Origin of the sequence: Bacillus cereus group sp. MYBKT14-1 (assembly GCF_051915185.1) — a bacterium.
GTDB classification, from domain to species: domain Bacteria; phylum Bacillota; class Bacilli; order Bacillales; family Bacillaceae_G; genus Bacillus_A; species Bacillus_A cereus.
In genome coordinates this window covers 272,118-296,041 of sequence record NZ_JBQAEF010000006.1, presented here as the reverse complement: position 1 = coordinate 296,041, position 23,924 = coordinate 272,118, and the positions used below count along the sequence as shown (strand labels likewise).

The window sequence follows — 23,924 nt, the reverse complement described above, 5'->3', positions numbered from 1 at the left end:
TAGAAGTGGTTTTTTATTTAGATACATATATTGAAAGGGGATAGAGAAATGAAATTTTGCGATAGATTATTAGAAACTGTGCAACCGGTATGGGAGATGAGTCATAATCATCCGTTTGTAGTGGGTATGGGAGATGGCACGTTAGAAAAAGATAAATTCCAGTATTATATTATTCAAGATTATTTATATCTGCTAGATTATGCAAAGTTATATGCGATTGGTGTTGTAAAAGCAACGAATCCACAAGTAATGGGAAAGTTCGCTGAACAAATTGATGGAATATTAAATGGCGAAATGACAATCCATAAACAATATGCAAAAAGACTTGGAATTTCTATAGAGGAGATAGAGTCTGCGAAACCATCTGCTAAAAATTTAGCTTATACAAATTACATGATGTCTGTATCTCAAAATGGCACACTTGCGGAATTAATAGCAGCGCTTCTTCCATGTATGTGGAGCTATTGGGAAATTGGAAAGCGTTTAAATGATATTCCTGGAGCGAGAGATCATGAGTTTTTTGGTGAGTGGATTCAAGGATATAGTTCGGAAGAATACGGTAATCTTTGTATTTGGTTAATAGATTTATTAAATGAAATGGCAGTTGGAAAGCCTGAGAAAGAACTAGAAAGATTAGAGGAGATCTTCTTATATTCCAGTCGATTTGAATATTTATTCTGGGATATGTCCTATCGTAAGGAGATGTGGGGATTTGAGGAGCAAGAACATACTACAGTTTCATAATGTTTCTTTTCATTACGATGAGAAACCAATCATCCATGAATTAAATGCTTCTATACATGAGAAAGAGTTTGTCAGTATTATCGGACCGAGTGGATGTGGAAAAAGTACTTTATTTCGCCTTATTACAGGTCTAGAAAAGGTAAGTACTGGACAGATAGAACTGACAGAAACAAAGAACCATCCTGTAGGATATATGCCGCAAAAAGATATGCTTTTGCCGTGGAGAACAATTATTGAGAATGCTGCCCTGCCGCTAGAGTGCCAAGGTGTACAGAAGAAAGAAGCAGAAGTAAAGGCAAAGGAACTGTTACATAAATTTGGTTTGCAAGGGTATGAGAAAAAATATCCGAAAGATTTATCTGGTGGTATGAGACAACGTGTATCTTTTATTCGAACTTTATTAACAGGCGGGGAGATATTGCTGTTAGATGAACCGTTTAGTGCGTTGGATGCTTTAACGAAGGCCTCTTTGCAAGAATGGTTGTTTGAACAATGGCAAGAGTGGGAAAAAACAATTTTATTCATTACTCATGATGTTGAAGAAGCGTTATTTCTTTCAAACAGAGTTTTAGTAGTGGAACAGCAGCCGATAACGACTTTGACTGAGCGGACTGTACCGCTTGATCATAACAGAACACGAAAAGATTTATATAAACCGGAAGTATTAGCGCTGAAAGGTGAGCTTCTTAGTATGTTACAAAGGCAGGTACTTGTGTGATGAACCGATTGAAAGAATTAGTTCCTGCTATTACACTTTCTAGTATTTTACTAGCTGTGTGGGAAATAGGAGCAAGAATTGTAGATGAGATGTACATTTTACCGTCACCGTCTGCGATTGTAATGAAGATATGGAAACTAAAAGACATATTATTTACAGTTCATTTACCTGCAACGTTATACGTCGTTTTAATAGGTGTTGTTATCTCTATCGTATTAGGTGTAGGGCTAGCGATGTTAATGAATGCGAGTACATGGATGGAAAGAGCATTTTATCCATTATTAGTTGCTTCACAAACGATTCCGATTACTGCGCTTGCTCCGCTATTTGTTTTATGGTTTGGATATACAATTTGGAGTAAGGTTGTTGTCACAGTTTTAATTACGTTTTTCCCAATTGCGGTCAATACGTATGATGGACTTCGTAGTACGAAAAAAGAATGGGAGGAGCTCTTAGTTACATATGGAGCAACAAAAAGAGATATTTTTCTTAAATTAAAGTTGCCGTCTGCTCTTCCTTATTTTTTCTCAGCTTTAAAAATTGCAGTTCCGCTTAGTGTTATCGGAGCAGCAATTGGAGAATGGCTCGGTGCACAAGCTGGGCTTGGATATTTCAGTAAGAGAATGATGACGCAGTTAGATGGATCTGGCGTATTTGCACCTATTGTATTGTTATCATTATTAGCTATTTTCTTCGTCGTAATTATTTCCATATTAGAAAAGAAATTCATTAGTTGGAGGAAGCATTCATGAAATTTTTAAAGCGCATCTTTGTGTTTACATTATTAATTGCAATAATTGCAGGATGTTCGAGTAATTCAGCATCAGACAAAAGTAAAAAAGAGAAAGAAATAACAGTTATGTTAGATTGGTATCCAAATGCGGTACATAGCTTTATCTATGCAGCAATTGAAAAAGGATACTTTAAAGAAGAAGGTGTAAAGGTAAATATTAAATTCCCTTCTAATCCGACTGATCCATTAACGCTAGCAGCAGCAGGGAAGGTGACAGTTGGCTTGTATTATCAGCCAGATGTTGTTATGGCGAGAGCGAATGAGCAAATTCCAGTGAAATCAATTGGGGCTGTCGTACGTTCACCATTAAATCATGTTGTATCACTGAAATCAGCGGGCATTCAATCACCGAAAGATTTAGAAGGAAAAACAGTAGGATACTCTGGAACACCATTAAGTGAGATGTATTTAAAAACGATGGTAAAAGAAGCTGGTGGTAATCCTGATACAGTGAAAGTAGTAGATGTTGGCTTTGATTTAGTACCAGCATTAATTACGAAGAAAGTAGATGCGGTAACAGGGGCATACATTAACCATGAAGTACCTGTTATGCGTCATGAAGGCCATGAACCAGCGTACTTTAATCCAGCTGATTACGGAGTACCAAACTATCATGAGCTTGTGTTTGTAACAGGTGATAAAACGTTGAAAAAAGATAAAGAGGCGTTGCAAGCTTTCTTACGTGGTACGAAAAAAGGCTATGATTTCATGAAGAAAAACCCAGATGAAGCATTGAATATTTTATTAAATCATCAAGAAAAAGAAAACTTCCCACTTGTGCCAGAAGTTGAAAAGGAAAGTATGAAAATTTTATTAGAGAAGATGGAAACGAAAGATGAGCCATTCTTATCAGATTCAAAAGAATCTTGGGAGAAACAAAATAAGTGGCTGAAGGACAAAGGAATGACGAATGAAACCGTCCCAGCCGATGAATTATTCGAAAATATTTTAAAGTAGGCGAATGAATATGAAAAATGAGCTCCACGTAATCTCAAATGGCCATATGCCATTCGAAGAGTTAGTGAATGTAGCGATGCAAATTGAGAGTGAGATTGATTATTTGCATATTCGTGAGCGTGAGAAGAGTACGAAGGAATTATATGAAGGTGTGGAAAGTCTATTAATGGAGGGCTTTCCAGCTTCTAAAATTGTCATAAACGATCGAATTGATATTGCAATTTTATTAAATATTCCTCGTGTTCAACTAGGATATCGAAGTACAGATGTAAAGTCAGTGAAAGAAAAGTTTTCGTATTTGCATGTCGGTTATTCTGTGCATTCGCTAGATGAAGCAATAGTAGCTTTTAAAAATGGAGCGGATTCACTCGTTTATGGCCATGTATTTCCGACAGATTGTAAAAAAGGTGTGCCAGCGAGAGGGCTTGAAGAAATTTCAGACATTGCAAGGTGTTTATCTATACCGATTACAGCAATTGGAGGAATTACCCCAGAAAACACAGTGGATGTTCTTACTAACGGTGTAAGCGGTATAGCAGTTATGTCTGGAATTGTAAGTAGTAGTAACCCGTATAGCAAAGCGAAATCTTATAAGGAATCAATAAGAAAGTGGGCGGAAAAACATGTGTGAGAAGTATGATGTAGCGATTATTGGTGGTGGTGTAATTGGTAGTTCAGTTGCACATTTTCTAGCAGAAAGAGGACATAAAGTAGCGATTGTGGAGAAGCAAAGTATTGCATCGGAAGCTTCAAAAGCAGCTGCTGGTTTACTTGGTGTTCAGGCAGAATGGGATGCGTATGATCCGCTATTTGAACTTGCTAGAGAAAGCCGAGCTATATTTCCACAACTTGCAGCAGTTTTACGTGAAAAGACGGGTGTTGATATTGGATATGAAGAAAAAGGAATTTATCGTATTGCTCAAAATGAAGATGAGAAGGAAAGAATTCTTCACATTATGGATTGGCAGCAGAAAACAGGTGAAGATTCTTATTTTCTAACGGGAGACCATGTGCGGGAAAAAGAGCCATATCTATCCGAATCTATTATAGGAGCAGTATATTATCCGAAAGACGGTCATGTTATTGCACCAGAGCTTACGAAAGCATTCGCACATTCTGCAGCGATTTCCGGTGCTGATATATATGAACAGACAGAAGTATTTGATATCCGTATTGAAAATAATAAAGTGACTGGAGTTATTACAAGTGAAGGTATTGTCACATGTGAGAAAGTCGTTATTGCAGGAGGTTCATGGAGCACGAAGTTACTCAGTTATTTTCACCGCGATTGGGGTACATATCCAGTTAAAGGAGAAGTGGTTGCGGTAAGAAGTAGAAAACAACTTTTAAAAGCACCTATTTTTCAAGAAAGATTTTACATTACTCCAAAGCGCGGTGGACGTTACGTAATTGGGGCAACAATGAAGCCACATACGTTCAATAAAACTGTGCAGCCAGAAAGTATAACTTCTATATTAGAGCGTGCTTATACAATATTGCCAGCTTTAAAAGAAGCAGAATGGGAAAGCACGTGGGCAGGATTAAGACCACAATCGAATCATGAAGCTCCTTATATGGGAGAGCATGAAGAAATAAAAGGTTTATATGCTTGCACGGGCCATTATCGAAACGGTATTTTATTAAGTCCTATTTCTGGCCAATATATGGCTGATTTAATAGAAGGAAAGCAAGAGAATCATTTGCTAGATTCATTGCTTTCTAGAAGAGTTTAGAAAGGGGATGGAAGTTTGAATTTAAAAATTAATGGTAACCAAATTGAAGTGCCAGCGAGTGTAAAAACAGTAGCTGAGCTACTTACACATTTAGAGCTAGATAACAGAATTGTTGTAGTAGAGCGTAATAAAGATATTTTACAAAAAGATGATCATACAGATACATCTGTTTTTGATGGAGACCAAATTGAGATTGTAACTTTCGTAGGAGGCGGTTGATTATGTTAAACATTGGACCATTTTCATTTCATTCTAGACTTTTATTAGGAACAGGTAAATTCCCTGATTTTGACGTACAGCAAAAGGCAATTGACGTTTCTGAAGCTGAAATTTTAACGTTTGCAGTACGTCGTATGGATATCTTTGATGCAAAGCAACCTAATTTATTAGAGAAACTTGATGTGAAAAAATATACGTTATTACCAAATACAGCAGGAGCAAAAAACGCTGAAGAGGCTGTTCGTATTGCAAAATTAGCAAAAGCTTCTGGGCTTTGTGACATGATAAAGGTAGAAGTTATTGGTGATGATAGAACGTTATTACCTGATCCGGTAGAAACATTAAAGGCATCTGAAATGTTACTGGAGGAAGGATTTATCGTACTTCCGTATACATCTGATGATGTTGTATTAGCACGTAAATTACAAGAGCTTGGCGTGCATGCGATTATGCCAGGAGCATCTCCAATCGGATCAGGACTTGGTATTGTAAATCCATTAAATTTGAGCTTCATTATTGAACAAGCGACAGTACCAGTTATCGTTGATGCCGGTATTGGTAGCCCAGCTGATGCGGCATTTGCAATGGAATTAGGAGCAGATGGCGTGTTATTAAATACAGCTGTATCAGGAGCAAAAGATCCTATTAAAATGGCACAAGCAATGAAATTAAGTATTGAAGCAGGCCGTTTAGGATTTGAAGCAGGTCGCATTGCACGTAAGCGTTGTGCAACTGCAAGTAGTCCTTTAGAAGGAATGAGCGTAGTTGAATAATCGATATTCTCGCCAAGAACTATTTTCTCCAATTGGAGAAGAAGGACAGCAAAAGATAAGAGAAAAGCATGTGCTTATTATCGGTGCAGGTGCATTAGGTAGTGCAAATGCAGAGATGTTTGTAAGAGCAGGTGTTGGCAAGATAACAATTGTTGACCGTGATTATGTAGATTGGAGTAATTTACAAAGACAACAATTGTATGCAGAGAGCGACGTAAAGAATAATCTTCCAAAAGCTATAGCGGCTAAAAAACGTTTAGAAGAGATTAATAGTGATGTAACAATAGAAGCTCTCGTTCAAGATGTAACAGCTGAAGAGCTAGAAGAACTTGTTATAAATGTTGATGTAATTATTGATGCGACTGATAATTTCGAAACGCGCTTTATTGTAAATGATATATCACAAAAATATTCTATTCCATGGATTTACGGTGCATGTGTAGGTAGTTACGGTCTTTCTTACACAATCCTTCCTAGTAAAACACCATGTTTATCATGTTTATTACAGTCGATTCCGCTTGGCGGGGTAACATGTGATACAGCGGGTATTATATCACCTGCTGTATCTCTTGTCGTTTCTCATCAAGTAACAGAAGCTCTTAAACTGTTAGTAGAAGATTACGAATCACTTCGAGATGGGCTTGTATCGTTTGATATGTGGAAGAATGAGTATTCATGTATGAATGTGCAAAAACTTCGCGAGCATAATTGTCCTTCATGCGGAGAGAATGCATTATATCCGTATTTAAATAAAGAAAACACATCAAAAACAGCAGTCTTATGCGGGCGAAATACAGTTCAAATTAGACCACCTCATAAAGATGAAATGAATTTTGAACAATATAAAAAGTTGTTGGAAGGTCGTGTAAATGATTTAAATATAAATCCATATTTACTATCATTTTCTGTTGAAGACAAGAGGTTAGTAGCCTTTAAAGATGGCCGTGTGCTCGTACATGGAACGAAAGATATAAGCGAAGCAAAAACGATTTATCATCGCTATTTTGGATAGAAAAGGATGAGTGGGATGAAAGTGAATAAAGCTTTAACAATTGCAGGGTCTGATAGCGGCGGCGGTGCTGGAATTCAGGCAGATTTAAAAACATTCCAAGAGCTTGGTGTATACGGAATGACGGCTATTACGGCAATTACTGCTCAAAACACGCTTGGCGTTCAAGGGGTATATCCTGTTCCGTTAGAAGGTATTACAGAACAGCTGAATTCAATTGGTACGGATGTAACACCAGATGCAGTGAAACTAGGAATGTTATTTAGTAGTGAAATAATTCAAATTGTTGCAGAACAAATTAAAAAATTTGGCTGGAATAATATTGTGCTAGATCCCGTTATGATCGCAAAAGGCGGTGCATCATTATTACAGCAAGAAGCAGTTCATGCATTAAAAGAATATTTATTACCAGTAGCAACCGTTATAACACCGAATGTTCCAGAAGCAGAAGTGTTAACTGGGGTGGAGATTCATAATGTTGAAGATAGTAAGGAAGCTGCAAAAGTATTGCACGAATTAGGTGCTAAATATGTGCTTATGAAGGGCGGACATGCAGAATATCAAGGTAATGAAGTAATTGATTTCCTCTTTGATGGAGAAGAATTTATTGAGTTTAGAAGCGAGCGAATTCCTTCAAAGCAAACGCACGGAAGTGGGTGCACATTTGCTTCAGCGGTTACAGCAGGACTTGCGAAAGGATACTCAATTGAAGATGCTGTTCAAGAAGCAAAACGATTTATTAGTATAGCAATTGAAGAGCCATTGAATATTGGTAGTGGTCATGGACCAACGAATCATTTTGCGTATAAAGTGAATAGAACGCGTGTATAGATAAGTGAAAAGCCAGTTTTATAACTGGATTTTTTTCTGTTTACTTTTTCAAAATACAGGAGTAATATATCAGCCAGAATATATTTTTTTGTAAACGCTGAGTCCAATTATATGGAGCGGAGGAACCAATTTGTGCAGTGTCACTAGGGGTGAATCTTTCAAATTTGAAAGTAGGGCTACTCTCAAAGCCCGAATCCGACAGCTAACTTCGTAAGCGTCTTGAGAGAGGACGGTGCCATGATGGATACATCACTTCATCGATCTGATTAGTATAGGGGAATATCAATCTATGTTTGATTTCTTTTATACTAAGGAGGATGAGGTACATGGAACTAACACTTATTTGTGTTGGAGAAGAAAGTAAGGTAAATAGTTTAAGAGATCTAGTTGCATTTCAACATGAGTTAGTTATTTTTACAGCAAATGAAGAGGTAGCGGCTGAAGTTAGGAATTGTGGGTTTGATTGGACTTATAGTTGTAGTAAGGAGCAGGATTTTACTAGTATTTGTGAGTGTATTAAGAAGGTCATTTTACTAGGGGATGAGCTTCCAATCGTTAGTTTCTTCACAGAACACATTCGTTTTTCTTTTCAAGCACCTATTACTGTTGTTACAAGGAATAAACGATATCCAGCGAGGCTCTATGAAACCATTGGAGCTAAGTTTGTCGTGTTTACAAATTGTGATAATATTTCTTTTTTATTTTTTGAATAGGGCGGGGGAAGAAATGATGAAGGTACTATTACTTGGAGATATAGCAAATCGTTGGGCAGTATCGGTAGAGCGAGTTCAAGAATTGGTCCAGATTGATCCCCTTTTTCCAGGGCCATATATTATATTACCATCAAAAGATGCTTTGTATTTAGAGATGGATATTACCGAGTATGAGCAGCTACATGCAGAATTGACACAAGTTTATATTCGTGGGAGAAATTTACGTGCATTTTTACGAGGAGAATAAAGGTTGAATAAAAAAGAGCGAATGCTGAGTGCAACAAGCTATGCACTTCATGTCATTCGCTCTTTTTATTTCATATTTAAAAGGTCATTTTTAAGAAAAGAAAAGAGAAATAAAGAAAATAGATGAAATAACAGTAATAATCTTCAATGTAAGCGTTTAAATGAATGTAAATATTATTATTTTCAGTAATTTACCCCTTTACAAGTGAAATATAGAGGAGTATATTTACTCTCATAAATCATTCATAAAATTTCCAAAAAAACCTAAAATCGCTGAGTTCCAGAAATGGAGCGGGGGAACCAATTTTGTGCATCGTCACTTGGGGTGAATCTTTCAGTTTTGAAAGTAGGGCTACTCTTTAGGCCCGAATCCGACAGCTAACCTCGTAAGCGTTTAGAGAGGAGGTTTACTTTTTGTTGTTCATTTTTTGAACACTGAGTAGAGCTCAGTGTTCTTTTTTAATATTTAAATGGTAAATTTTAACAAAAAGAGAGGGATAGTTATGTTAGATGTTGTAATGGTCGGGATTTTTATTTTATTAGTTGCATCGATGGCAAGTCTTGCAAGTTGGTCAGATAAAGTTGTGAAAGAAGGAAAGCAATCATGATGATTGTCTTATCGGTTATTGTCGCAGCAATTACAGTGTATTTAGTGTATGCATTATTAAATCCAGAGAAGTTTTAATTAGGGGGAATCATTCATTATGATTTGGGTTGCAGTCATTATTACAATGCTCTTGTTTATTTTAGTAGCAAAGCCAACGGGGATTTATTTAGAAAAAGCTTTTCAAGGTAGCAAAACGTTAGATAAAGTATTCGGGCCTTTTGAAAAACTTATTTTTAAAATTACGGGTGTAAAAGCATACAATCAAACGTGGAAACAGTACGCATTATCATTAGTTTTATTAAATGGATTTATGATCGTTGTCGTATACTTCATTTTCAGATTACAAGGTGTGCTGCCGCTAAATCCAGCACATATTGAAGGGATGGAGCCTACGCTCGCTTTTAATACAGCGATTAGTTTTATGGCTGATACAAATTTACAGCATTATAGCGGTGAAAATGGTTTATCCTATTTATCACAATTAATCGGGATTACATTTTTAATGTTTGCGGCACCAGCAACGACATTAGCGCTCGTTATGGCTTTTATAAGAGGACTTGCTGGAAAAGAACTTGGTAACTTTTTCGTTGATTTTACGAGAGCGTTAACGAGAGTGTTTCTTCCTATTGCATTTATTGCGGCACTAGTTTTTGTCGCACTTGGCGTACCACAAACGTTAGATGGGGCGGTTACAGCACAAACGATTGAAGGTGCAAAGCAAAGTATTTTACGTGGACCTGTTGCATCATTCGTTTCCATTAAGGAACTTGGAAATAACGGCGGTGGATTTTTCGGAGCAAACTCTACGCATCCTTTCGAAAATCCAGGACAAATGAGTAATATTTTGCAAATGATGCTTATGATGTTATTACCAACAGCACTTCCATTTACGTACGGACGAATGGTCGGAAATAAAAAACAAGGCCGCATCCTTTTCGTGTCACTATTTATGGTATTTTTACTAGGGTTTATAACGATTACGACATCTGAACTAAACGGGAACCCGGCATTAAATGGAATGGGTATCGAACATGTACAAGGAAGTACAGAAGGGAAAGAAGTACGATTTGGAACAGTATTTTCTTCACTATACGCAACGGTAACGACAGCTGCTGAAACAGGCGCTGTTAATACGATGCATGATACGTTAACACCAATTGGCGGTTTAGTTCCGCTTGTAAATATGATGTTAAATACTGTGTATGGCGGCGTTGGAGCAGGTTTTGTAAACATTATTATGTATGCAATTATCGCGGTGTTTATATCTGGGTTAATGGTTGGACGGACACCAGAGTTTTTAGGTAAAAAGATTGAAGGTAAGGAAATGAAATTAATCGCGGTCACGATTTTATTTCATCCATTGCTCATTTTAGGATTTTCGGCATTAGCTCTTTCAACAAATTTAGGGACGGATGCTATTTCTCATTCCGGTTTCCACGGTTTGACGCAAGTGGTATATGAATATACATCGTCAGCTGCGAATAACGGATCTGGATTTGAAGGATTAGGAGATAATACACCGTTTTGGAATATTACGACTGGTTTAGTTATGTTTTTAGGACGTTACTTCAGTTTAATTACGATGCTAGCTGTGGCAGCTTCATTGAAAGAAAAAACGGTAGTGCCAGAAACAGTCGGAACGTTCCGTACAGATAATAGTTTATTTGGTGGCATCTTCATCGGAACAATTGTAATTGTCGGTGCATTAACATTCTTCCCGATGTTAGTACTCGGTCCAATTGCAGAATTTCTTACATTGAAGTAATGGAGGGTAAATGATGAGACCGGTAGTAGTAAAAGAAAAACAATTAAATGAGTCACAAATACATGCTGTAGAAGATGAAGTTAGACAAGCGAAAACGATGGATCGTGATATCGTAACACATGCGATGAAGCAATCCGTTGCGAAATTGAATCCGAAAGTCATGATAAAGAATCCGATTATGTTCGTTGTGGAAATTGGATTTATCATTACGTTCATTTTATCTTTTCTTCCAAGCAGTTCTAGTAGTATACCAGGATGGTTTAATATAACAGTTTCTCTCATTCTATTATTTACAGTTTTATTTGCGAATTTTGCAGAAGCATTAGCAGAAGGTCGTGGTAAAGCGCAAGCCGATTCTTTAAAGCAGTCGAAGAAAGATGTGTTTGCAAATGTAGTAAAAGAAAATGGAGACATTGTCCAAGTTTCAGCAACTGATCTTAGAAAAGGTGACGTTGTTATCGTAAAACAAGGAGAAATGATTCCAAGTGATGGCGAAGTAATCAAAGGATTAGCATCTGTAGATGAATCTGCAATTACAGGTGAATCAGCTCCTGTTATAAAAGAAGCAGGCGGTGATTTTTGTTCCGTAACAGGTGGAACGATGGTCGTAAGTGATGAAATTACAATTGTCATTACGAGTAATCCTGGTGAATCATTTATCGATAAAATGATTTCTTTAGTAGAAGGAGCTGCTCGTCAAAAAACGCCGAATGAGATTGCTTTAAATACAGTATTAACGAGCTTAACTCTTATTTTCTTAATCGTCGTTGTGACGTTGCCGATTTTTACAAATTATTTAGGTTTTCAAATTGATACTGCTGTACTTGTAGCGTTGTTAGTATGTTTAATTCCAACGACAATTGGTGGTTTGCTATCAGCGATTGGTATTGCGGGGATGGATCGGGTGACAAAATTTAACGTGCTAGCGATGTCAGGGAAAGCAGTAGAAGCTGCGGGCGATATTAATACAATTATTTTAGATAAAACAGGTACAATTACTTTTGGGAACCGAATGGCTCATACATTATTGCCTGTAGGAAATGAAACGATTGAGCAAGTTGGGAAGTGGGCCGCTATTAGTTCTGTTTTAGATGAAACACCAGAAGGTCGATCTGTTATCGAGTATGTGCAGGGAAAATCTATATCATATAATAGAGAACTTGCAGAACAAGGTGAGTTTGTTCCGTTTAAAGCAGAAACGAGAATGAGTGGTGTTGATTTACAAGACGGAACGAAAGTGAGAAAAGGTGCTGTAGGTGCCGTTATTGAATGGGTTGAGTCACAAGGCGGAACAATTCCGAAAGATGTAAATCAAAAAGCAGACTTAATTTCAAAAGAGGGCGGAACACCACTTGTAGTTGCAGTAGATAATCGTATTTACGGTTTAATTTATTTAAAGGATACAGTAAAACCGGGTATGCGTGAGCGTTTTGAACAGTTACGCCAAATGGGGATTAAAACGGTTATGTGTACAGGTGATAATCCGTTAACAGCAGCAACCATTGCAAAAGAAGCTGGAGTAGATGAATTCGTTGCCGAGTGTAAACCGGAAGATAAAATTGCTGTCATTAAAGCAGAGCAAGATAAAGGGAAACTTGTAGCGATGACAGGTGATGGTACAAATGATGCTCCAGCATTAGCACAGGCGGACGTTGGATTAGCGATGAACAGTGGTACGACAGCAGCGAAAGAAGCGGCAAACATGATTGATCTAGACTCGAATCCAACGAAAATTATTGAGGTTGTAGGAATCGGTAAGCAATTGTTAATGACGCGAGGTGCTTTAACGACGTTTAGTATTGCGAATGATATAGCAAAATATTTTGCAATCATTCCAGCAATGTTTACACTTGCGATTCCGCAAATGGAGGCATTGAACATTATGAAATTAACATCACCACTGTCAGCGATTTTATCAGCATTAATATTTAACGCTGTTATTATTCCATTACTCATTCCGTTAGCGATGAAAGGTATTGCATATAAACCGATGAGTTCTAATGCATTGCTTAGCCGAAACTTACTTATTTATGGGCTTGGCGGAGTTATCGTTCCGTTCATTGGAATTAAAGTAATTGATATAATTGTCGGCTTGTTCATATAAGGAAGAGGGGAAAAAGATGGAGAAGAAACAAAGTATACTATCACCAATTATCCGTATTACTTTTACATTTCTAGTGTTGTGCGGACTTGTATACCCGCTTATTGTTACTGGTATTGCACAAGCCGTGATGAAGGATAATGCGGATGGAAGTCTAATATATAATGATAAAAATGAAGTGATTGGTTCTAAATTAATCGGGCAAAACTTCACGGATCCACGTTATTTTCAAGGGCGTGTTTCTAGTATTGAATATAAGGCTGAAGCATCTGGTTCAAATAACTATGCACCATCTAATCCAGATTTAGAGAAACGAGTAGAGAAAAGTATTGAAGAGTGGAAGAAACAAAATCCGAGCGTTCCAGTAACAGAAGTACCGATAGATTTAGTGACAAATTCAGGTTCAGGGCTTGATCCGGATATTAGTCCGAAGGCAGCTTCTGTGCAGGTGGATCGCATATCGAAATTAACGAATATTCCGAAAGAAAAACTTAATCAATTGATTAAAGATCAAACAGAAGGTGCTGCGCTTGGTTTATTTGGAGAAGATCGAGTGAATGTCTTAAAGCTAAATTTAGCATTACAGAAATTAATGAAATAGTAACAGTGCTACCTCAATCTAACGGATTGAGGTAGCGTTGTTTCGAATGAAAGGTAGTGTTTATTTTGTATGCAGATGATTATGAACCGAAGTTTCAAAGGCGAACGCCAGAGGAATATTTAGAATATATTCGTCAGCAAAATCGGGGAAAGTTAAAGTTATATGTAGGAGCAGCTCCAGGCGTAGGAAAAAGTTATAAAATGCTCTTTGATGCAAGGGAAATGAAAAAAGATGGAATTGATATTGTAATTGGTTTAATTGAAACGCATGGAAGAAAAGAGACGGAAGAAGCAATTGCTGATTTAGAAAAAGTTCCTTTGAAAGAAATACAGTATAAAGGAAAGGTATTTTATGAGCTTGATGTGGAAGGAATAAAAAAACGCGCGCCTCAAGTAGTCGTAGTGGATGAACTTGCGCATAGTAATGTTCCTGGTTCTAAACATAAGAAACGTTATATGGATGTGCAGGAATTGTTAGAGGCTGGTATATCGGTATTATCAGCTTTTAATATTCAACATTTAGAAAGTGTTCATGATATTGTAGCTCAAATTACGAATGTAAAAGTAAGAGAACGAATTCCAGATTTTATTTTACAAAAAGCAAATGAAATTCAGCTCGTTGATGCAACACCGGAAGTACTTCGGAAGAGGTTAATAGACGGAAAGATATATAAAGAAGAAAAAATTCAGCAAAGCTTACAAAATTTCTTTACGCTTAATAATTTAGGAGCACTTAGGGAATTATCACTTCGCGAGGTTGCCGATGATATGGACGAGAAAATTAGCCAAACAGTAATAGAACCAATTGGCGTAAAAGAAAAAATTCTTGTTTGTGTACAATACAGTTCAACAGCGGAGAAATTAATAAGACGGGGATGGCGCATGGCTGATCGGTTAAATGCTGAATTGTATGTATTAAATGTTGAAAGAGAAAATATAGACTCTCTTTCAGCTGGTAAAAAACAAACAATTGAAGAGTGGAAGACGCTCACGAATCAATTTGATGCGAGTTTTGTATTAGAAGAAGCAAAGGGAAGAAAGCCAGCGGATGTTATTATTGAAGTCGCGAAAAGATTGCAAGTAACACAAATTTTACTTGGGCAATCAGCGAGAACGCGGTGGGAAGAAATTCGAAAAGGTTCTATTGTAAATGAAATTATGAGACAAACAAAGTATATTGATATTCATATTGTTGCGGATCAAAGAGGGTAAAATAGAGCCAACATTTTTGGGGCTCTATTTTAATTTTTGTACAGCATGAAGGCTTAGCATTTTCATTGTATATAAGATTACAAGTAAAAACATAATTGCGCCTAGGAAGAAAATCCAAAAGTAATTTTGGTTAAATAAAAGAAATCCACCTATAAGTGGCCCTGTGCCCATACCAAGATAGCGGATGAAGTTATACATACCGATAGCTGTTGCGCGTTCTTGTACGAATTCTTCTGTTAATAAAGTAGTGTGAGTTGGCATAGAAAGTCCCATACTAAAACCGTACAAAGATGTAACGATAATAATGAATGGGATATTGATGCTATATGTGAAAGAGAATAAAACGACACATATAATATTGAAGAAACTCGTAATAAATAAAGCTTGCTTTGTTGTGAGTCGTTTTTGCAAAAACTTGTAGCAAAAACTTCCTAGCATGATAGAAAGAGACATTGGTACAAACATAAGACCAATTTTATTTACAGTTAAATGAAATGAATTTGTTAAAATACTCGGTAAAAAAACGAGAAAGCAAAAGTAAATACAAAATTGAATGAAGCCAATAAGAGTAATAGAAAATCCAGTTTTATTTTTTAAGATAAGAGAGTAATTCTTTTGTGCTTTAGATTGTTTAATTATATTTGGCTTTGTTTCTGGGAGTAGTGAAATGTTTATAATTAATAAGATAATGCCAAGTGTAGATAAAAAGAGAAATACAGATAAGTGACCATTTATACTGCCAAGATAACCACCTATGAGAGGAGCCATTGCAGGTGCGAGGGCAAGTAACATTTGGTATAGGCTCATCGCTTCTCCGCGTTCTTTTCCTTCAAATAAATCGCCGATAATCGTTGCTGAAACTACAGGTATAGCCGCTATTCCTATAGCTTGAACAGCTCTAAAAAAGAGAAATAAATAAATGTTTGCCGAAAAAGCACATCCGATTGAACCAATTGTACTAATGACTAAACTAGGGATAAGGACAGATTTTCTCCCTTTTGTATCAATTAAAGGTCCATATACGAGCTGCATAATTGCAAGAACGAATGTGAAAAGTGAAACTGTTACATTTACAAGATAAAGAGAAGTGTGAAAAGAATTTTGAATCATCGGTAAGATAGGTGTGTAAATATTTTGAGCGAAGGAACCGAGTAAGGCACTAATACAGACAACATATAAAATGAAAGTTAGTTTAGATTTTTTCATCTTGTTAACCTCCTTGTGATTTAGTTTCCTTGGAAACTAAATTTATTTTAACATGATTTTCTTACTTGTAAAGATGAAAAAATGGTTTTAAAATGGTATATAGTTAAATTGTTTCTTTGGAAACTTAGGAGGCGAACGGATTGAAGCATGCAACGAAGCAAATGGAAATACTGTCGGACATTCGTACACTTTTGCATAAAAAAGAAGAACATTTAAAACGACAAAATGAGAAGTTTCTTCGTGAGACAGGCGTAAGTAGTATGTCTTTATCTGAGTTACATGTAATCGAATGTATCGGAAAAAATGGTTTGATGAATGTAACGGCAATTACGACAGAAATGGGCATGACGAAGGGAGCAATCTCTAAAATTTGTACAAAGTTGTTTCAAAAGCAATTCGTTGAGAAGATGCAAATGTTAGATAATCAAAAAGAAATCTTCTTCAGCTTAACGGAGAGTGGGAATGAAATATATAAAGCTCATGAAAAATTGCATAAGCAAGCTGAAGAAAAGTGGTTGTTACTTTTAGATGGATATACGAAAGAAGAGCAAGACTTTATTCAAAGGTTTATAAAGGATGTCTCCGGTCATTTGGAAATATAATTGGAAGAAAAAACTCCTTTTTCTCAAGTCTTTTAAATATAATTTCTGAAAGAACTCATATATAATAGAAAAAGATACTTAACATGGTGAATAATTAAAGAGTCAATATATATAGAGGAGAGAGTAACATGCTTGAAAATACGGGGTTAGTATTAGAAGGCGGCGGTATGCGTGGTGTATACACGGGCGGGATATTAGAATACTTTATGGAACAAGATTTATATTTTCCATATGTAATCGGTGTATCAGCTGGTGCTTGTCATGCAGCGTCGTATCTTTCCAGACAAAGAAATAGAAATAAAACGGTCAATATTGATTATGCATCACATCCGAAATATTTATCGTATAAAAACTTATGGAGAAAACGTCAGCTATTTGATATGGATTTCATTTTCCACGAAATCCCAGAAAAGCATGTGCCGTTTGATTTTGAAACATACTTTAATAGCCCGGAACGTTTCCTTGTAGGAACGACGGATTGTGAAACAGGGCAATCAGTTTATTTTGAAAAAGAAGGCACGAATGATGATGCGCTAAATTTATTACAAGCGTCTAGTTCATTGCCTTTCATTGCACCAGTAGTAAATTATCGTGGTAAGCAACTGTTAGATGGCGGGATTTCTGATCCAATTCCAGTTCGTAAAGCACAGGAAGATGGATTTAAAAAATCAGTCGTAATTTTAACGAGAAATCATGGTTACGCAAAGAAAAAATCAAGATTTGGGTGGATTGCTGCGAAAGCTTATAAAAAATATCCGAACCTTGTGAACACGATGCTAAATCGTTATGAAGTGTATAATGAAACACTTCACTATATTGAAAAAGAAGAACAAGCTGGGAATTTATTTGTTATTCGTCCAGAAGTACCGCTTCAAGTAGATCGTATGGAAAAAGATACAGCAAAACTACAAAATTTATACGAGCAAGGCTATGAAGATGCAAAGAGGCAATTTGCAGATTTGCAGGCGTTCTTGCAAAAATAAATATTAGGCTGTGGAGATGGAGTTCTCTGCAGTCTTTTTATATTGCTTTTAAAAAAGGAAAATAGAGCATCGAATTTCGATGCTCTACTTTTTATGTATAAAAAAATCCCTCTTTATGAGAGATTTTAATGTGGTAAGAATATCAATTGATAAGCAAACAAAATTCCAAATACATATACAAGTGGGTGAACAGCACGGAATTTACCTTTTGCCACTTTCATAAGTGGGTATGAAATAAATCCAAGTGCGATACCTGTTGCGATACTTGATGTAAGTGGCATGCTTAAGATTACTAAGAATGCTGGGAATGCTTCATCAAATGCGTCCCAATCGATGTGGCGAACTGAACCCATCATAAGACTACCAACGATAATTAATGATGGTGCAGTAATAGCTGATACACCAGAAACAGCACTTACTAATGGGCCGAAGAATGCTGCTAGTGCGAATAGAACCGCTACTGTAACAGTTGTTAAACCAGTACGACCACCAGCTGCAACACCAGCAGATGATTCAATGTAAGCTGTTGATGGTGTCGTTCCGAACATAGAACCAATAGTTGCTGAGAATGAGTCAGATAGAAGAGCTCGTCCTGCTTTTGGAAGCTTTCCGTCTTTCATAAATCCACCTTGTTGTGCAACACCAAGTAATGTACCTGTTGTATCGAATAGTGTAACAAGGAAGAATGAGAATACAACGCCGTATAATCCGTAGTTAATTACGTCAGATACAGCAGTAATTGGATTTGAAACGATAATTCCTTCTGGTAAACCAGGCATTGATGTAACACCGTTTGAGAATGATAATTGTCCCGTGAAGAAAGCGATAATACCAGTTAATAGCATCCCGATAAATAGTGCGCCATTTACATTTAAAGACATAAGGACAATTGTAATTCCAAGTCCAGCTAATGCTAGTAGTACTGGAGCAGAGTGAAGATCACCAAGTCCAACTAAGTTTGCATCATTTTTTGTAACGATACCTGTTAAACGTAAACCGATAAAGGCGATAAATAGCCCGATACCAGCAGTAATTGCATGTTTTAAGTTTTCAGGAATTGCTTCCATTAATTTTGTACGGAAAGATGTAAATGATAGCAAAATTAAAATCATACCTGCTACGAATACAGCAGAGAATGCAATTGCGAAAGTCATGCCTTCATGCGCTTTTACAACAGAGTAAGAGAAGTAAGCATTTAATCCCATACCTGGCGCGATTGCGATTGGTAAGTTTGTAAAGATTGCCATAAATAATGTTCCGACAACAGCAGCGATAATTGTTGCTGTAAATGCTTGTTCAAATGGAACACCTGCATCTCCAAGGATAACAGGGTTTACGACAATGATATATGCCATTGTTAAGAAGGTAATAATACCTGCCATAATTTCAGTTTTAATAGAAGTTTTATGTTTTGAAAGGTTAAACATATAAACATCCTTTCTGTTTACGAATAATTTTCACAACAGTTATATATAATATTCGTTTTTTATCTATTTTGCAATAGTTTTGCATAAAAAGTTTATAACAATTCATATTTTGTGTCTTAAATTCGAATATTAATCGTAAAACGATGTGTGAATTTCAGCTTTTTATTGTGCACATGCTAAGGAAAAGGAGTTGAAAGCAGCTATGCCACAGCAAAAAAACTTTATAACAATGCCTGCGCAACATCAAAATAAGCAGCCAGGTATTGAATCATTAATGAGCCCCCTTCCGCAGTTTGAAGATGCAAACTATAAAGGAAGTGAAAAGTTAAAAGGGAAGAATGTGTTAATTACGGGAGGAGATAGCGGAATTGGACGAGCAGTTTCCATCGCTTTTGCAAAAGAGGGAGCAAATGTTGCGATTGCTTATTTAGATGAGGAAGAAGATGCAAATGAGACGAAACAACGTGTTGAAAAAGAAGGTGTAAAGTGTGTATTGTTGCCGGGGGATTTGAGTAATGAACAGCATTGTAAAGATATTGTGGAAGAAACCGCCCGGCAGTTAGGTAGTTTAAATATTTTAGTGAATAACGTTGCACAGCAATATCCGCAGCAAGGGCTAGAGTATATTACAGCAGAACAGCTAGAAAAAACATTTCGTATTAATATTTTTTCTTATTTTCACGTTACGAAAGCAGCCCTTTCTCATTTGAAGAAAGGGGATGTCATTATAAATACGGCATCTATCGTTGCATATGAAGGAAATGAAACGTTAATTGATTATTCCGCAACGAAAGGAGCAATCGTAGCTTTTACAAGATCACTTTCTCAATCGTTAGTGCAAAAAGGGATTCGGGTAAATGGTGTTGCACCAGGCCCGATTTGGACACCGCTTATTCCATCGAGCTTTGATGAGAAGAAAGTCTCTCAGTTTGGGAGCAATGTCCCGATGCAACGGCCTGGTCAACCATATGAATTAGCGCCGGCATACGTATACTTGGCATCTGGTGATTCATCCTATGTTACTGGGCAAATGATACATGTAAATGGGGGCGTTATTGTAAATGGATAGTTTTCATTTATAAGAGCAAAGTAATGTTAATTCCACTTATTATAGGGAGCGCTAGGGGGGATATAGCTGAAAAAGTTATGTTTCATCATACTATTATTTTTCATCCTACCGGTTAGTGCTTTTGCTAATACAGATCATTTAATATTAGTAAATCTTACGACGAACCAGTTGTCTTTTTTTGAAAATGGAAATTACACAAAAACATTTCCAGTAACGACTGGAAGAGATCGTACACCTACGCCTGAAGGTAATTTTTGTATTATAACTAAATTTAAAAATAAAGAATACCATCGAAAAAAAATACCTGGGGGTGCACCGAATAACCCTCTTGGTACGAGGTGGCTTGGACTAGATAAGAATGAATATGCAATTCACGGTACGAACCGGGAATGGACGATTGGAAGTAGGGAATCAAATGGCTGTATTCGTATGCATGACAGGGATATACAATGGTTATATGACCGAGTACAATTACAAACAAAAGTAATCATTTCTCGTTTTCATACGAGCCCCGAATATGAAGCGAATAAACTTGGTTATCGCGTTGTGAGCTGGAATGGTCGAAAAATAGAAAAAGAACAAATTGGAGTACTTACGTTAGTAGACCGCGCGGATATATATTGGCAAGAACCAAATGGACAGTTAACGAAAGTGAAAACGGTATTGCCAAATGAAAGATATCCAGTGTACTCAAAACGAAAAGATGGAATATATTATATAGGAAACAATTCGTATATTATAGATGAAACAGGAGAGAAAGTTCGTTACGAACAAATTCCTTCTTCGATTTTAAGTAATATATATAAACGGAAATACAATGTTCCGTAATGGCTACCGTATTATAGACGGTAGCTTATTTATACTTGGAGTTTAACTGCAACTATTGTATTTTGCTGAATATAATACAGTACAGATAGGGGGCGGTTATATTATGAAAAGTGAATTTGCGTTTAAAGTTTTCTTAGTAACGACCTGTTTATTTATCGTGTATTTATATGCGTTTCTCGTCTTTTCTTTTTATGTTCCATATATTGATTTAATATTATTCTTCGGATTTATTTGGGCGTTTGTGAAAGCGAGGGAAGGAGAGAAGAGTATATATCGGCGCATTACCCTATGCGGGACGGCCGTTCTCGTTATTTTGTACTTTTTTATTATGCATGATTTTTGGAGAGGAATGTAAAAAAAGCATACGATTAATCGTATGCTTTTATATCTGTTAATGATGGAAGAGAGGCAATTGCACCGTAATTTGTACATGTGATAGCGCCTACTTTATTTGCAAAGGAGATAAATGCTGTTAAGTCTTTGAAATGATACGAAAGTGTATGTTCACTTTGGGCAATCTGATATAACATTGCTCCAACGAAAGCGTCACCAGCACCAGTTGTATCGACTTGTTGAATGGAAATAGAAGAGACAATAGTTTGACCTTCATTTGTCGCAAGAAGGGTACCGTCTTTTCCAAGTGTAATAGCTACTACTTTTGCGCCATAATTTAATAATTTGAGTGCAGCTTGTTGTAAATCACTCTCTTTAGAGAGCATAGTAGCTTCCTCTTGACTTACTTTTACGAAGTGTGCATGTTTTATAAAGGTTAGACAATCTTGAGAGAATTGTTCTGTATTTGTAATGAGTGCACTTCGATAATTTGGATCAAAAGAAATGAAATGGCCTTTATCTTTCGCATATTGTAACAACTGAAAGTACGTTTCTTTTAATGGGCTTGATAGTAAAGCTGTCGCTGAACCGAAATGTATTAAATCATTCGTTTGTATTTTTGATAAATCAATGCTATTGAATTGATATTCACCATCTGCACCACGCATAAAAGTAAAATCACGTTCGCCATCTTGATCGATGGATACGAATGCAAGTGTTGTTTGTTTATCTTTTATGAGCATGGATGTATCGACTTGCGCACGCTGTAAAGTTTGTTCAAGAAACTCACCAAATGGGTCGTTTCCTACTTGCCCCATAAATGTAGCGTGTCCACCTAATTTTGTAATCGCAGCAGCAACGTTAGCGGGTGCTCCACCAGCTTTTTTTTCGAAATCTGAACCGTTTACTAAAGAAACATTAGTATTTCGGCACACAAAATCAATTAATAGTTCACCTATACAAAAGACATTTCTCATACAATCCCTCTTTTCAGCTTATATTGTGTGATGGTAAAGTTTAGTTTTGCATCTGAAAAGATTGCGATATGATGTTTCATGTCTTTTCGAGGAAAAACTCGGGACGTAAAGACTGTTGAACCATCGTATAAGAAAATTTCCACGATGCTTTTATCTACAAATATTTGTAGTTCTATCGTATCTTGAATATCGATTTTTTTACAGCGTTCAAATCCATATTCTCCGCCAAATTGATGGTAGAAGTTGCCCCTGTCTATAGAAATAGTACCTTGTTCCCGATTAAATGTAATGGGGAAACATTCCTCCTCATTGTGGAAGAGAGAAAGACCAAAACGTTTTGCATCTTCTGTTTTAAGTGTAACAATTAATTCATAGGAGTCTTCATCATCAAGCGTTGATAATACATTTAATCCAGCTGTTATATCTCCTGAAATGTCTTTTTTTGTTGTTCGTAGTTTTGTTAATTCTGAAACTGGTTTTTGTTTTAAGATGTTATCTTCTAATGTTAATTCACGTGGAAGTGTTAGGCAATGAGCCCACATATAATCATCAGAAGGATATGTGATTTCACTTGATCCTGCCCAAGCAAACAATAGGCGACGACTAGTAGAGTCTTCTAAAGTTTGAGGGGCATAAAAATCGAACCCTTTATCAGCTTCGTAATAGGAATCAACATGGAAATATAAATTTTTAATATCGAAATGGCCTATAGCATAAACGACATTGTATACATTGTGAAAGTTTTCTCCGTCTTTTTCAATTCCTTGCGGTGAAAAGAGAAGTACATCTTTCCCTGATAATTGGAAGTAATCGGGGCATTCCCACATAAATCCGAATTCTTTTAAGTTTGTTGTAATTTCGCCTTGGAAATGCCAATTGTATAGGTCTTGTGATTTGTATAGTAATAGAGTTCCTGTTTTATTTTCACGTTGGGCACCGAGTAACATATAGTACATATCATTATGTTTCCAGACTTTTGGATCACGTACATGTTTTGTATATCCGTCAGGAATTATATCAATAACAGGATTATTACTATATTTCGTCATCGTATATTGTGAATCCATTGTTGCCATACATTGTTTTGCATCACGGGAATCATCAGGCTTTTTTATATTCCCTGTATAAAGTAGATGAAGAAGGCCATCTTTTACGATAGCACTACCAGAATATGCACCGTGTGATTCATAGCTTTCAGTAGGGATGATGGCTACAGGCATACGCTCCCAGTTAATAAGGTCTTTTGACCTCACATGCCCCCAATGCTTCATTCCATGAATGGGACCAAATGGATACCACTGATAAAAAACGTGATATTCATCATTGTAGTATGATACACCGTTAGGATCATTCATTAATCCAAATGGTGGGTGGATATGATAAATTGGTTTCCATGAATCTTGGTTTGCAATTTCATATAAAGAATGTAATTCGTCTTTATTAGATTGCAGTATTGTTTTATATTTTGACATAGGTTT

The 23,924-nt window shown here is 36.5% G+C and carries 28 protein-coding genes and 2 riboswitches; of the genes, 24 read left to right on the top strand and 4 right to left on the bottom strand.

Annotated elements, in window-relative coordinates:
- Positions 1-48: 48 nt before the first annotated feature.
- From tenA to kdpDN, 19 genes are all read left to right on the top strand, one after another.
- Positions 49-744: a thiaminase II gene (tenA, locus tag ACTFO4_RS17775; RefSeq protein WP_061456801.1), complete on the top strand. Its 696-nt coding sequence runs from the start codon at positions 49-51 to the stop codon at positions 742-744.
- On the top strand, positions 713-1,462 hold the full coding sequence (locus ACTFO4_RS17770) for an ABC transporter ATP-binding protein (RefSeq protein WP_001256796.1): 750 nt from the start codon (positions 713-715) through the stop codon (positions 1,460-1,462). Before tenA ends, ACTFO4_RS17770 begins: the two co-directional genes overlap by 32 nt.
- On the top strand, positions 1,462-2,214 hold the full coding sequence (locus ACTFO4_RS17765) for an ABC transporter permease (RefSeq protein ID WP_061456802.1): 753 nt from the start codon (positions 1,462-1,464) through the stop codon (positions 2,212-2,214). The genes ACTFO4_RS17770 and ACTFO4_RS17765 overlap by 1 nt, the downstream gene beginning before the upstream one ends.
- On the top strand, positions 2,211-3,212 hold the full coding sequence (locus ACTFO4_RS17760) for an ABC transporter substrate-binding protein (RefSeq protein WP_199630419.1): 1,002 nt from the start codon (positions 2,211-2,213) through the stop codon (positions 3,210-3,212). Before ACTFO4_RS17765 ends, ACTFO4_RS17760 begins: the two co-directional genes overlap by 4 nt.
- 10 nt (positions 3,213-3,222) lie before the next feature.
- Positions 3,223-3,843, top strand: coding sequence for a thiazole tautomerase TenI (gene tenI / locus ACTFO4_RS17755; RefSeq protein WP_000787170.1), 621 nt, complete (start codon positions 3,223-3,225; stop codon positions 3,841-3,843).
- The gene (gene thiO, locus ACTFO4_RS17750) at positions 3,836-4,945 is read left to right on the top strand and encodes a glycine oxidase ThiO (protein WP_000333313.1); all 1,110 of its coding nucleotides are present in this window, start codon (positions 3,836-3,838) and stop codon (positions 4,943-4,945) included. Before tenI ends, thiO begins: the two co-directional genes overlap by 8 nt.
- 15 nt (positions 4,946-4,960) lie before the next feature.
- Complete coding sequence (gene thiS, locus ACTFO4_RS17745; RefSeq protein WP_001049502.1) at positions 4,961-5,164, top strand: sulfur carrier protein ThiS; 204 nt, start codon at positions 4,961-4,963, stop codon at positions 5,162-5,164.
- A gap of 2 nt (positions 5,165-5,166) precedes the next feature.
- Positions 5,167-5,937, top strand: a complete 771-nt coding sequence (gene thiG, locus ACTFO4_RS17740) for a thiazole synthase (RefSeq protein WP_000931981.1) — start codon at positions 5,167-5,169, stop codon at positions 5,935-5,937.
- Positions 5,930-6,949 (top strand): thiazole biosynthesis adenylyltransferase ThiF, encoded by a 1,020-nt coding sequence (gene thiF, locus ACTFO4_RS17735; protein WP_061456804.1) that lies wholly within the window; start codon positions 5,930-5,932, stop codon positions 6,947-6,949. Before thiG ends, thiF begins: the two co-directional genes overlap by 8 nt.
- A gap of 15 nt (positions 6,950-6,964) precedes the next feature.
- The gene (thiD, locus tag ACTFO4_RS17730; protein WP_061456805.1) at positions 6,965-7,777 is read left to right on the top strand and encodes a bifunctional hydroxymethylpyrimidine kinase/phosphomethylpyrimidine kinase; all 813 of its coding nucleotides are present in this window, start codon (positions 6,965-6,967) and stop codon (positions 7,775-7,777) included.
- Positions 7,778-7,862: 85 nt separating this feature from the next.
- Positions 7,863-8,010: riboswitch (cyclic di-AMP (ydaO/yuaA leader) on the top strand.
- Between the two features lie 93 nt (positions 8,011-8,103).
- On the top strand, positions 8,104-8,490 hold the full coding sequence (locus ACTFO4_RS17725) for a hypothetical protein (RefSeq protein ID WP_000424087.1): 387 nt from the start codon (positions 8,104-8,106) through the stop codon (positions 8,488-8,490).
- A 13-nt stretch (positions 8,491-8,503) separates the two neighbouring features.
- Positions 8,504-8,737 (top strand): hypothetical protein, encoded by a 234-nt coding sequence (locus ACTFO4_RS17720; RefSeq protein ID WP_002025339.1) that lies wholly within the window; start codon positions 8,504-8,506, stop codon positions 8,735-8,737.
- A 3-nt stretch (positions 8,738-8,740) separates the two neighbouring features.
- A complete protein-coding gene (locus ACTFO4_RS17715; protein WP_001034421.1) occupies positions 8,741-8,863 on the top strand; it encodes a hypothetical protein in 123 nt (40 codons plus the stop codon).
- Positions 8,864-8,997: 134 nt separating this feature from the next.
- Positions 8,998-9,143, top strand: a riboswitch (cyclic di-AMP (ydaO/yuaA leader).
- A 96-nt stretch (positions 9,144-9,239) separates the two neighbouring features.
- On the top strand, positions 9,240-9,344 hold the full coding sequence (locus ACTFO4_RS17710) for a SipW-dependent-type signal peptide-containing protein (protein WP_000887894.1): 105 nt from the start codon (positions 9,240-9,242) through the stop codon (positions 9,342-9,344).
- Complete coding sequence (kdpF, locus tag ACTFO4_RS17705; RefSeq protein ID WP_000973728.1) at positions 9,341-9,421, top strand: K(+)-transporting ATPase subunit F; 81 nt, start codon at positions 9,341-9,343, stop codon at positions 9,419-9,421. The genes ACTFO4_RS17710 and kdpF overlap by 4 nt, the downstream gene beginning before the upstream one ends.
- A 19-nt stretch (positions 9,422-9,440) precedes the next feature.
- Positions 9,441-11,108 carry a potassium-transporting ATPase subunit KdpA gene (kdpA, locus tag ACTFO4_RS17700; RefSeq protein ID WP_000638330.1) on the top strand — a complete coding sequence of 556 codons (1,668 nt, stop codon included), beginning with the start codon at positions 9,441-9,443 and terminating at the stop codon, positions 11,106-11,108.
- Positions 11,109-11,121: 13 nt separating this feature from the next.
- Complete coding sequence (gene kdpB, locus ACTFO4_RS17695) at positions 11,122-13,212, top strand: potassium-transporting ATPase subunit KdpB (protein WP_001248003.1); 2,091 nt, start codon at positions 11,122-11,124, stop codon at positions 13,210-13,212.
- Positions 13,213-13,228: 16 nt separating this feature from the next.
- Positions 13,229-13,810 (top strand): K(+)-transporting ATPase subunit C, encoded by a 582-nt coding sequence (gene kdpC, locus ACTFO4_RS17690; RefSeq protein WP_000412607.1) that lies wholly within the window; start codon positions 13,229-13,231, stop codon positions 13,808-13,810.
- Between the two features lie 56 nt (positions 13,811-13,866).
- On the top strand, positions 13,867-15,021 hold the full coding sequence (gene kdpDN, locus ACTFO4_RS17685; protein WP_078421194.1) for a KdpD-like non-kinase potassium sensor: 1,155 nt from the start codon (positions 13,867-13,869) through the stop codon (positions 15,019-15,021).
- 24 nt (positions 15,022-15,045) lie between these two features.
- On the opposite strand, the gene ACTFO4_RS17680 is transcribed toward kdpDN, so the two are convergent.
- Entirely contained in the window at positions 15,046-16,227 is a 1,182-nt protein-coding gene (locus ACTFO4_RS17680) for an MFS transporter (protein ID WP_000748728.1), read from the bottom strand.
- 140 nt (positions 16,228-16,367) lie between these two features.
- On the opposite strand from ACTFO4_RS17680, the gene ACTFO4_RS17675 reads away from it, so the two are divergent.
- Together ACTFO4_RS17675 and ACTFO4_RS17670 are read left to right on the top strand one after the other, a co-directional pair.
- Complete coding sequence (locus tag ACTFO4_RS17675; protein ID WP_000679681.1) at positions 16,368-16,829, top strand: MarR family transcriptional regulator; 462 nt, start codon at positions 16,368-16,370, stop codon at positions 16,827-16,829.
- Between the two features lie 128 nt (positions 16,830-16,957).
- Positions 16,958-17,812, top strand: a complete 855-nt coding sequence (locus ACTFO4_RS17670; RefSeq protein ID WP_000892679.1) for a patatin-like phospholipase family protein — start codon at positions 16,958-16,960, stop codon at positions 17,810-17,812.
- A 125-nt stretch (positions 17,813-17,937) separates the two neighbouring features.
- Here ACTFO4_RS17670 and ACTFO4_RS17665 read toward each other — a convergent pair whose 3' ends face one another.
- The gene (locus ACTFO4_RS17665; RefSeq protein WP_000482713.1) at positions 17,938-19,239 is read right to left on the bottom strand and encodes an NCS2 family permease; all 1,302 of its coding nucleotides are present in this window, start codon (positions 19,237-19,239) and stop codon (positions 17,938-17,940) included.
- Positions 19,240-19,441: 202 nt separating this feature from the next.
- Between ACTFO4_RS17665 and ACTFO4_RS17660 the strand changes: the two genes are divergently transcribed.
- The 3 genes from ACTFO4_RS17660 to ACTFO4_RS17650 all read left to right on the top strand — a co-directional run bounded on the left by ACTFO4_RS17660 (position 19,442) and on the right by ACTFO4_RS17650 (position 21,491).
- Complete coding sequence (locus ACTFO4_RS17660; protein WP_001136261.1) at positions 19,442-20,308, top strand: SDR family oxidoreductase; 867 nt, start codon at positions 19,442-19,444, stop codon at positions 20,306-20,308.
- 66 nt (positions 20,309-20,374) lie between these two features.
- Positions 20,375-21,136: a L,D-transpeptidase gene (locus ACTFO4_RS17655; RefSeq protein ID WP_025921749.1), complete on the top strand. Its 762-nt coding sequence runs from the start codon at positions 20,375-20,377 to the stop codon at positions 21,134-21,136.
- 103 nt (positions 21,137-21,239) lie between these two features.
- Positions 21,240-21,491: a hypothetical protein gene (locus tag ACTFO4_RS17650; RefSeq protein ID WP_061456806.1), complete on the top strand. Its 252-nt coding sequence runs from the start codon at positions 21,240-21,242 to the stop codon at positions 21,489-21,491.
- 13 nt (positions 21,492-21,504) lie between these two features.
- Here ACTFO4_RS17650 and ACTFO4_RS17645 read toward each other — a convergent pair whose 3' ends face one another.
- A complete protein-coding gene (locus ACTFO4_RS17645; RefSeq protein ID WP_001246640.1) occupies positions 21,505-22,446 on the bottom strand; it encodes a carbohydrate kinase family protein in 942 nt (313 codons plus the stop codon).
- Positions 22,443-23,918 carry a beta-fructofuranosidase gene (gene scrB / locus ACTFO4_RS17640; protein ID WP_000049750.1) on the bottom strand — a complete coding sequence of 492 codons (1,476 nt, stop codon included), beginning with the start codon at positions 23,916-23,918 and terminating at the stop codon, positions 22,443-22,445. The genes ACTFO4_RS17645 and scrB overlap by 4 nt, the downstream gene beginning before the upstream one ends.
- Positions 23,919-23,924 lie beyond the last annotated feature (6 nt).

Bases quoted from the DNA above. Each gene is read 5' to 3' on its own strand.
- tenA (WP_061456801.1), top strand. From the start codon at position 49: ATGAAATTTTGCGATAGATTATTAGAAACTGTGCAACCGGTATGGGAG.
- ACTFO4_RS17765 (WP_061456802.1), top strand. From the start codon at position 1,462: ATGAACCGATTGAAAGAATTAGTTCCTGCTATTACACTTTCTAGTATT.
- ACTFO4_RS17760 (WP_199630419.1), top strand. From the start codon at position 2,211: ATGAAATTTTTAAAGCGCATCTTTGTGTTTACATTATTAATTGCAATA.
- tenI (WP_000787170.1), top strand. From the start codon at position 3,223: ATGAAAAATGAGCTCCACGTAATCTCAAATGGCCATATGCCATTCGAA.
- thiO (WP_000333313.1), top strand. From the start codon at position 3,836: ATGTGTGAGAAGTATGATGTAGCGATTATTGGTGGTGGTGTAATTGGT.
- thiG (WP_000931981.1), top strand. From the start codon at position 5,167: ATGTTAAACATTGGACCATTTTCATTTCATTCTAGACTTTTATTAGGA.
- thiD (WP_061456805.1), top strand. From the start codon at position 6,965: ATGAAAGTGAATAAAGCTTTAACAATTGCAGGGTCTGATAGCGGCGGC.
- ACTFO4_RS17725 (WP_000424087.1), top strand. From the start codon at position 8,104: ATGGAACTAACACTTATTTGTGTTGGAGAAGAAAGTAAGGTAAATAGT.
- ACTFO4_RS17720 (WP_002025339.1), top strand. From the start codon at position 8,504: ATGATGAAGGTACTATTACTTGGAGATATAGCAAATCGTTGGGCAGTA.
- ACTFO4_RS17710 (WP_000887894.1), top strand. From the start codon at position 9,240: ATGTTAGATGTTGTAATGGTCGGGATTTTTATTTTATTAGTTGCATCG.
- kdpF (WP_000973728.1), top strand. From the start codon at position 9,341: ATGATGATTGTCTTATCGGTTATTGTCGCAGCAATTACAGTGTATTTA.
- kdpA (WP_000638330.1), top strand. From the start codon at position 9,441: ATGATTTGGGTTGCAGTCATTATTACAATGCTCTTGTTTATTTTAGTA.
- kdpB (WP_001248003.1), top strand. From the start codon at position 11,122: ATGAGACCGGTAGTAGTAAAAGAAAAACAATTAAATGAGTCACAAATA.
- kdpC (WP_000412607.1), top strand. From the start codon at position 13,229: ATGGAGAAGAAACAAAGTATACTATCACCAATTATCCGTATTACTTTT.
- ACTFO4_RS17680 (WP_000748728.1), bottom strand. From the start codon at position 16,227: ATGAAAAAATCTAAACTAACTTTCATTTTATATGTTGTCTGTATTAGT.
- ACTFO4_RS17670 (WP_000892679.1), top strand. From the start codon at position 16,958: ATGCTTGAAAATACGGGGTTAGTATTAGAAGGCGGCGGTATGCGTGGT.
- ACTFO4_RS17665 (WP_000482713.1), bottom strand. From the start codon at position 19,239: ATGTTTAACCTTTCAAAACATAAAACTTCTATTAAAACTGAAATTATG.
- ACTFO4_RS17660 (WP_001136261.1), top strand. From the start codon at position 19,442: ATGCCACAGCAAAAAAACTTTATAACAATGCCTGCGCAACATCAAAAT.
- ACTFO4_RS17650 (WP_061456806.1), top strand. From the start codon at position 21,240: ATGAAAAGTGAATTTGCGTTTAAAGTTTTCTTAGTAACGACCTGTTTA.
- ACTFO4_RS17645 (WP_001246640.1), bottom strand. From the start codon at position 22,446: ATGAGAAATGTCTTTTGTATAGGTGAACTATTAATTGATTTTGTGTGC.
- scrB (WP_000049750.1), bottom strand. From the start codon at position 23,918: ATGTCAAAATATAAAACAATACTGCAATCTAATAAAGACGAATTACAT.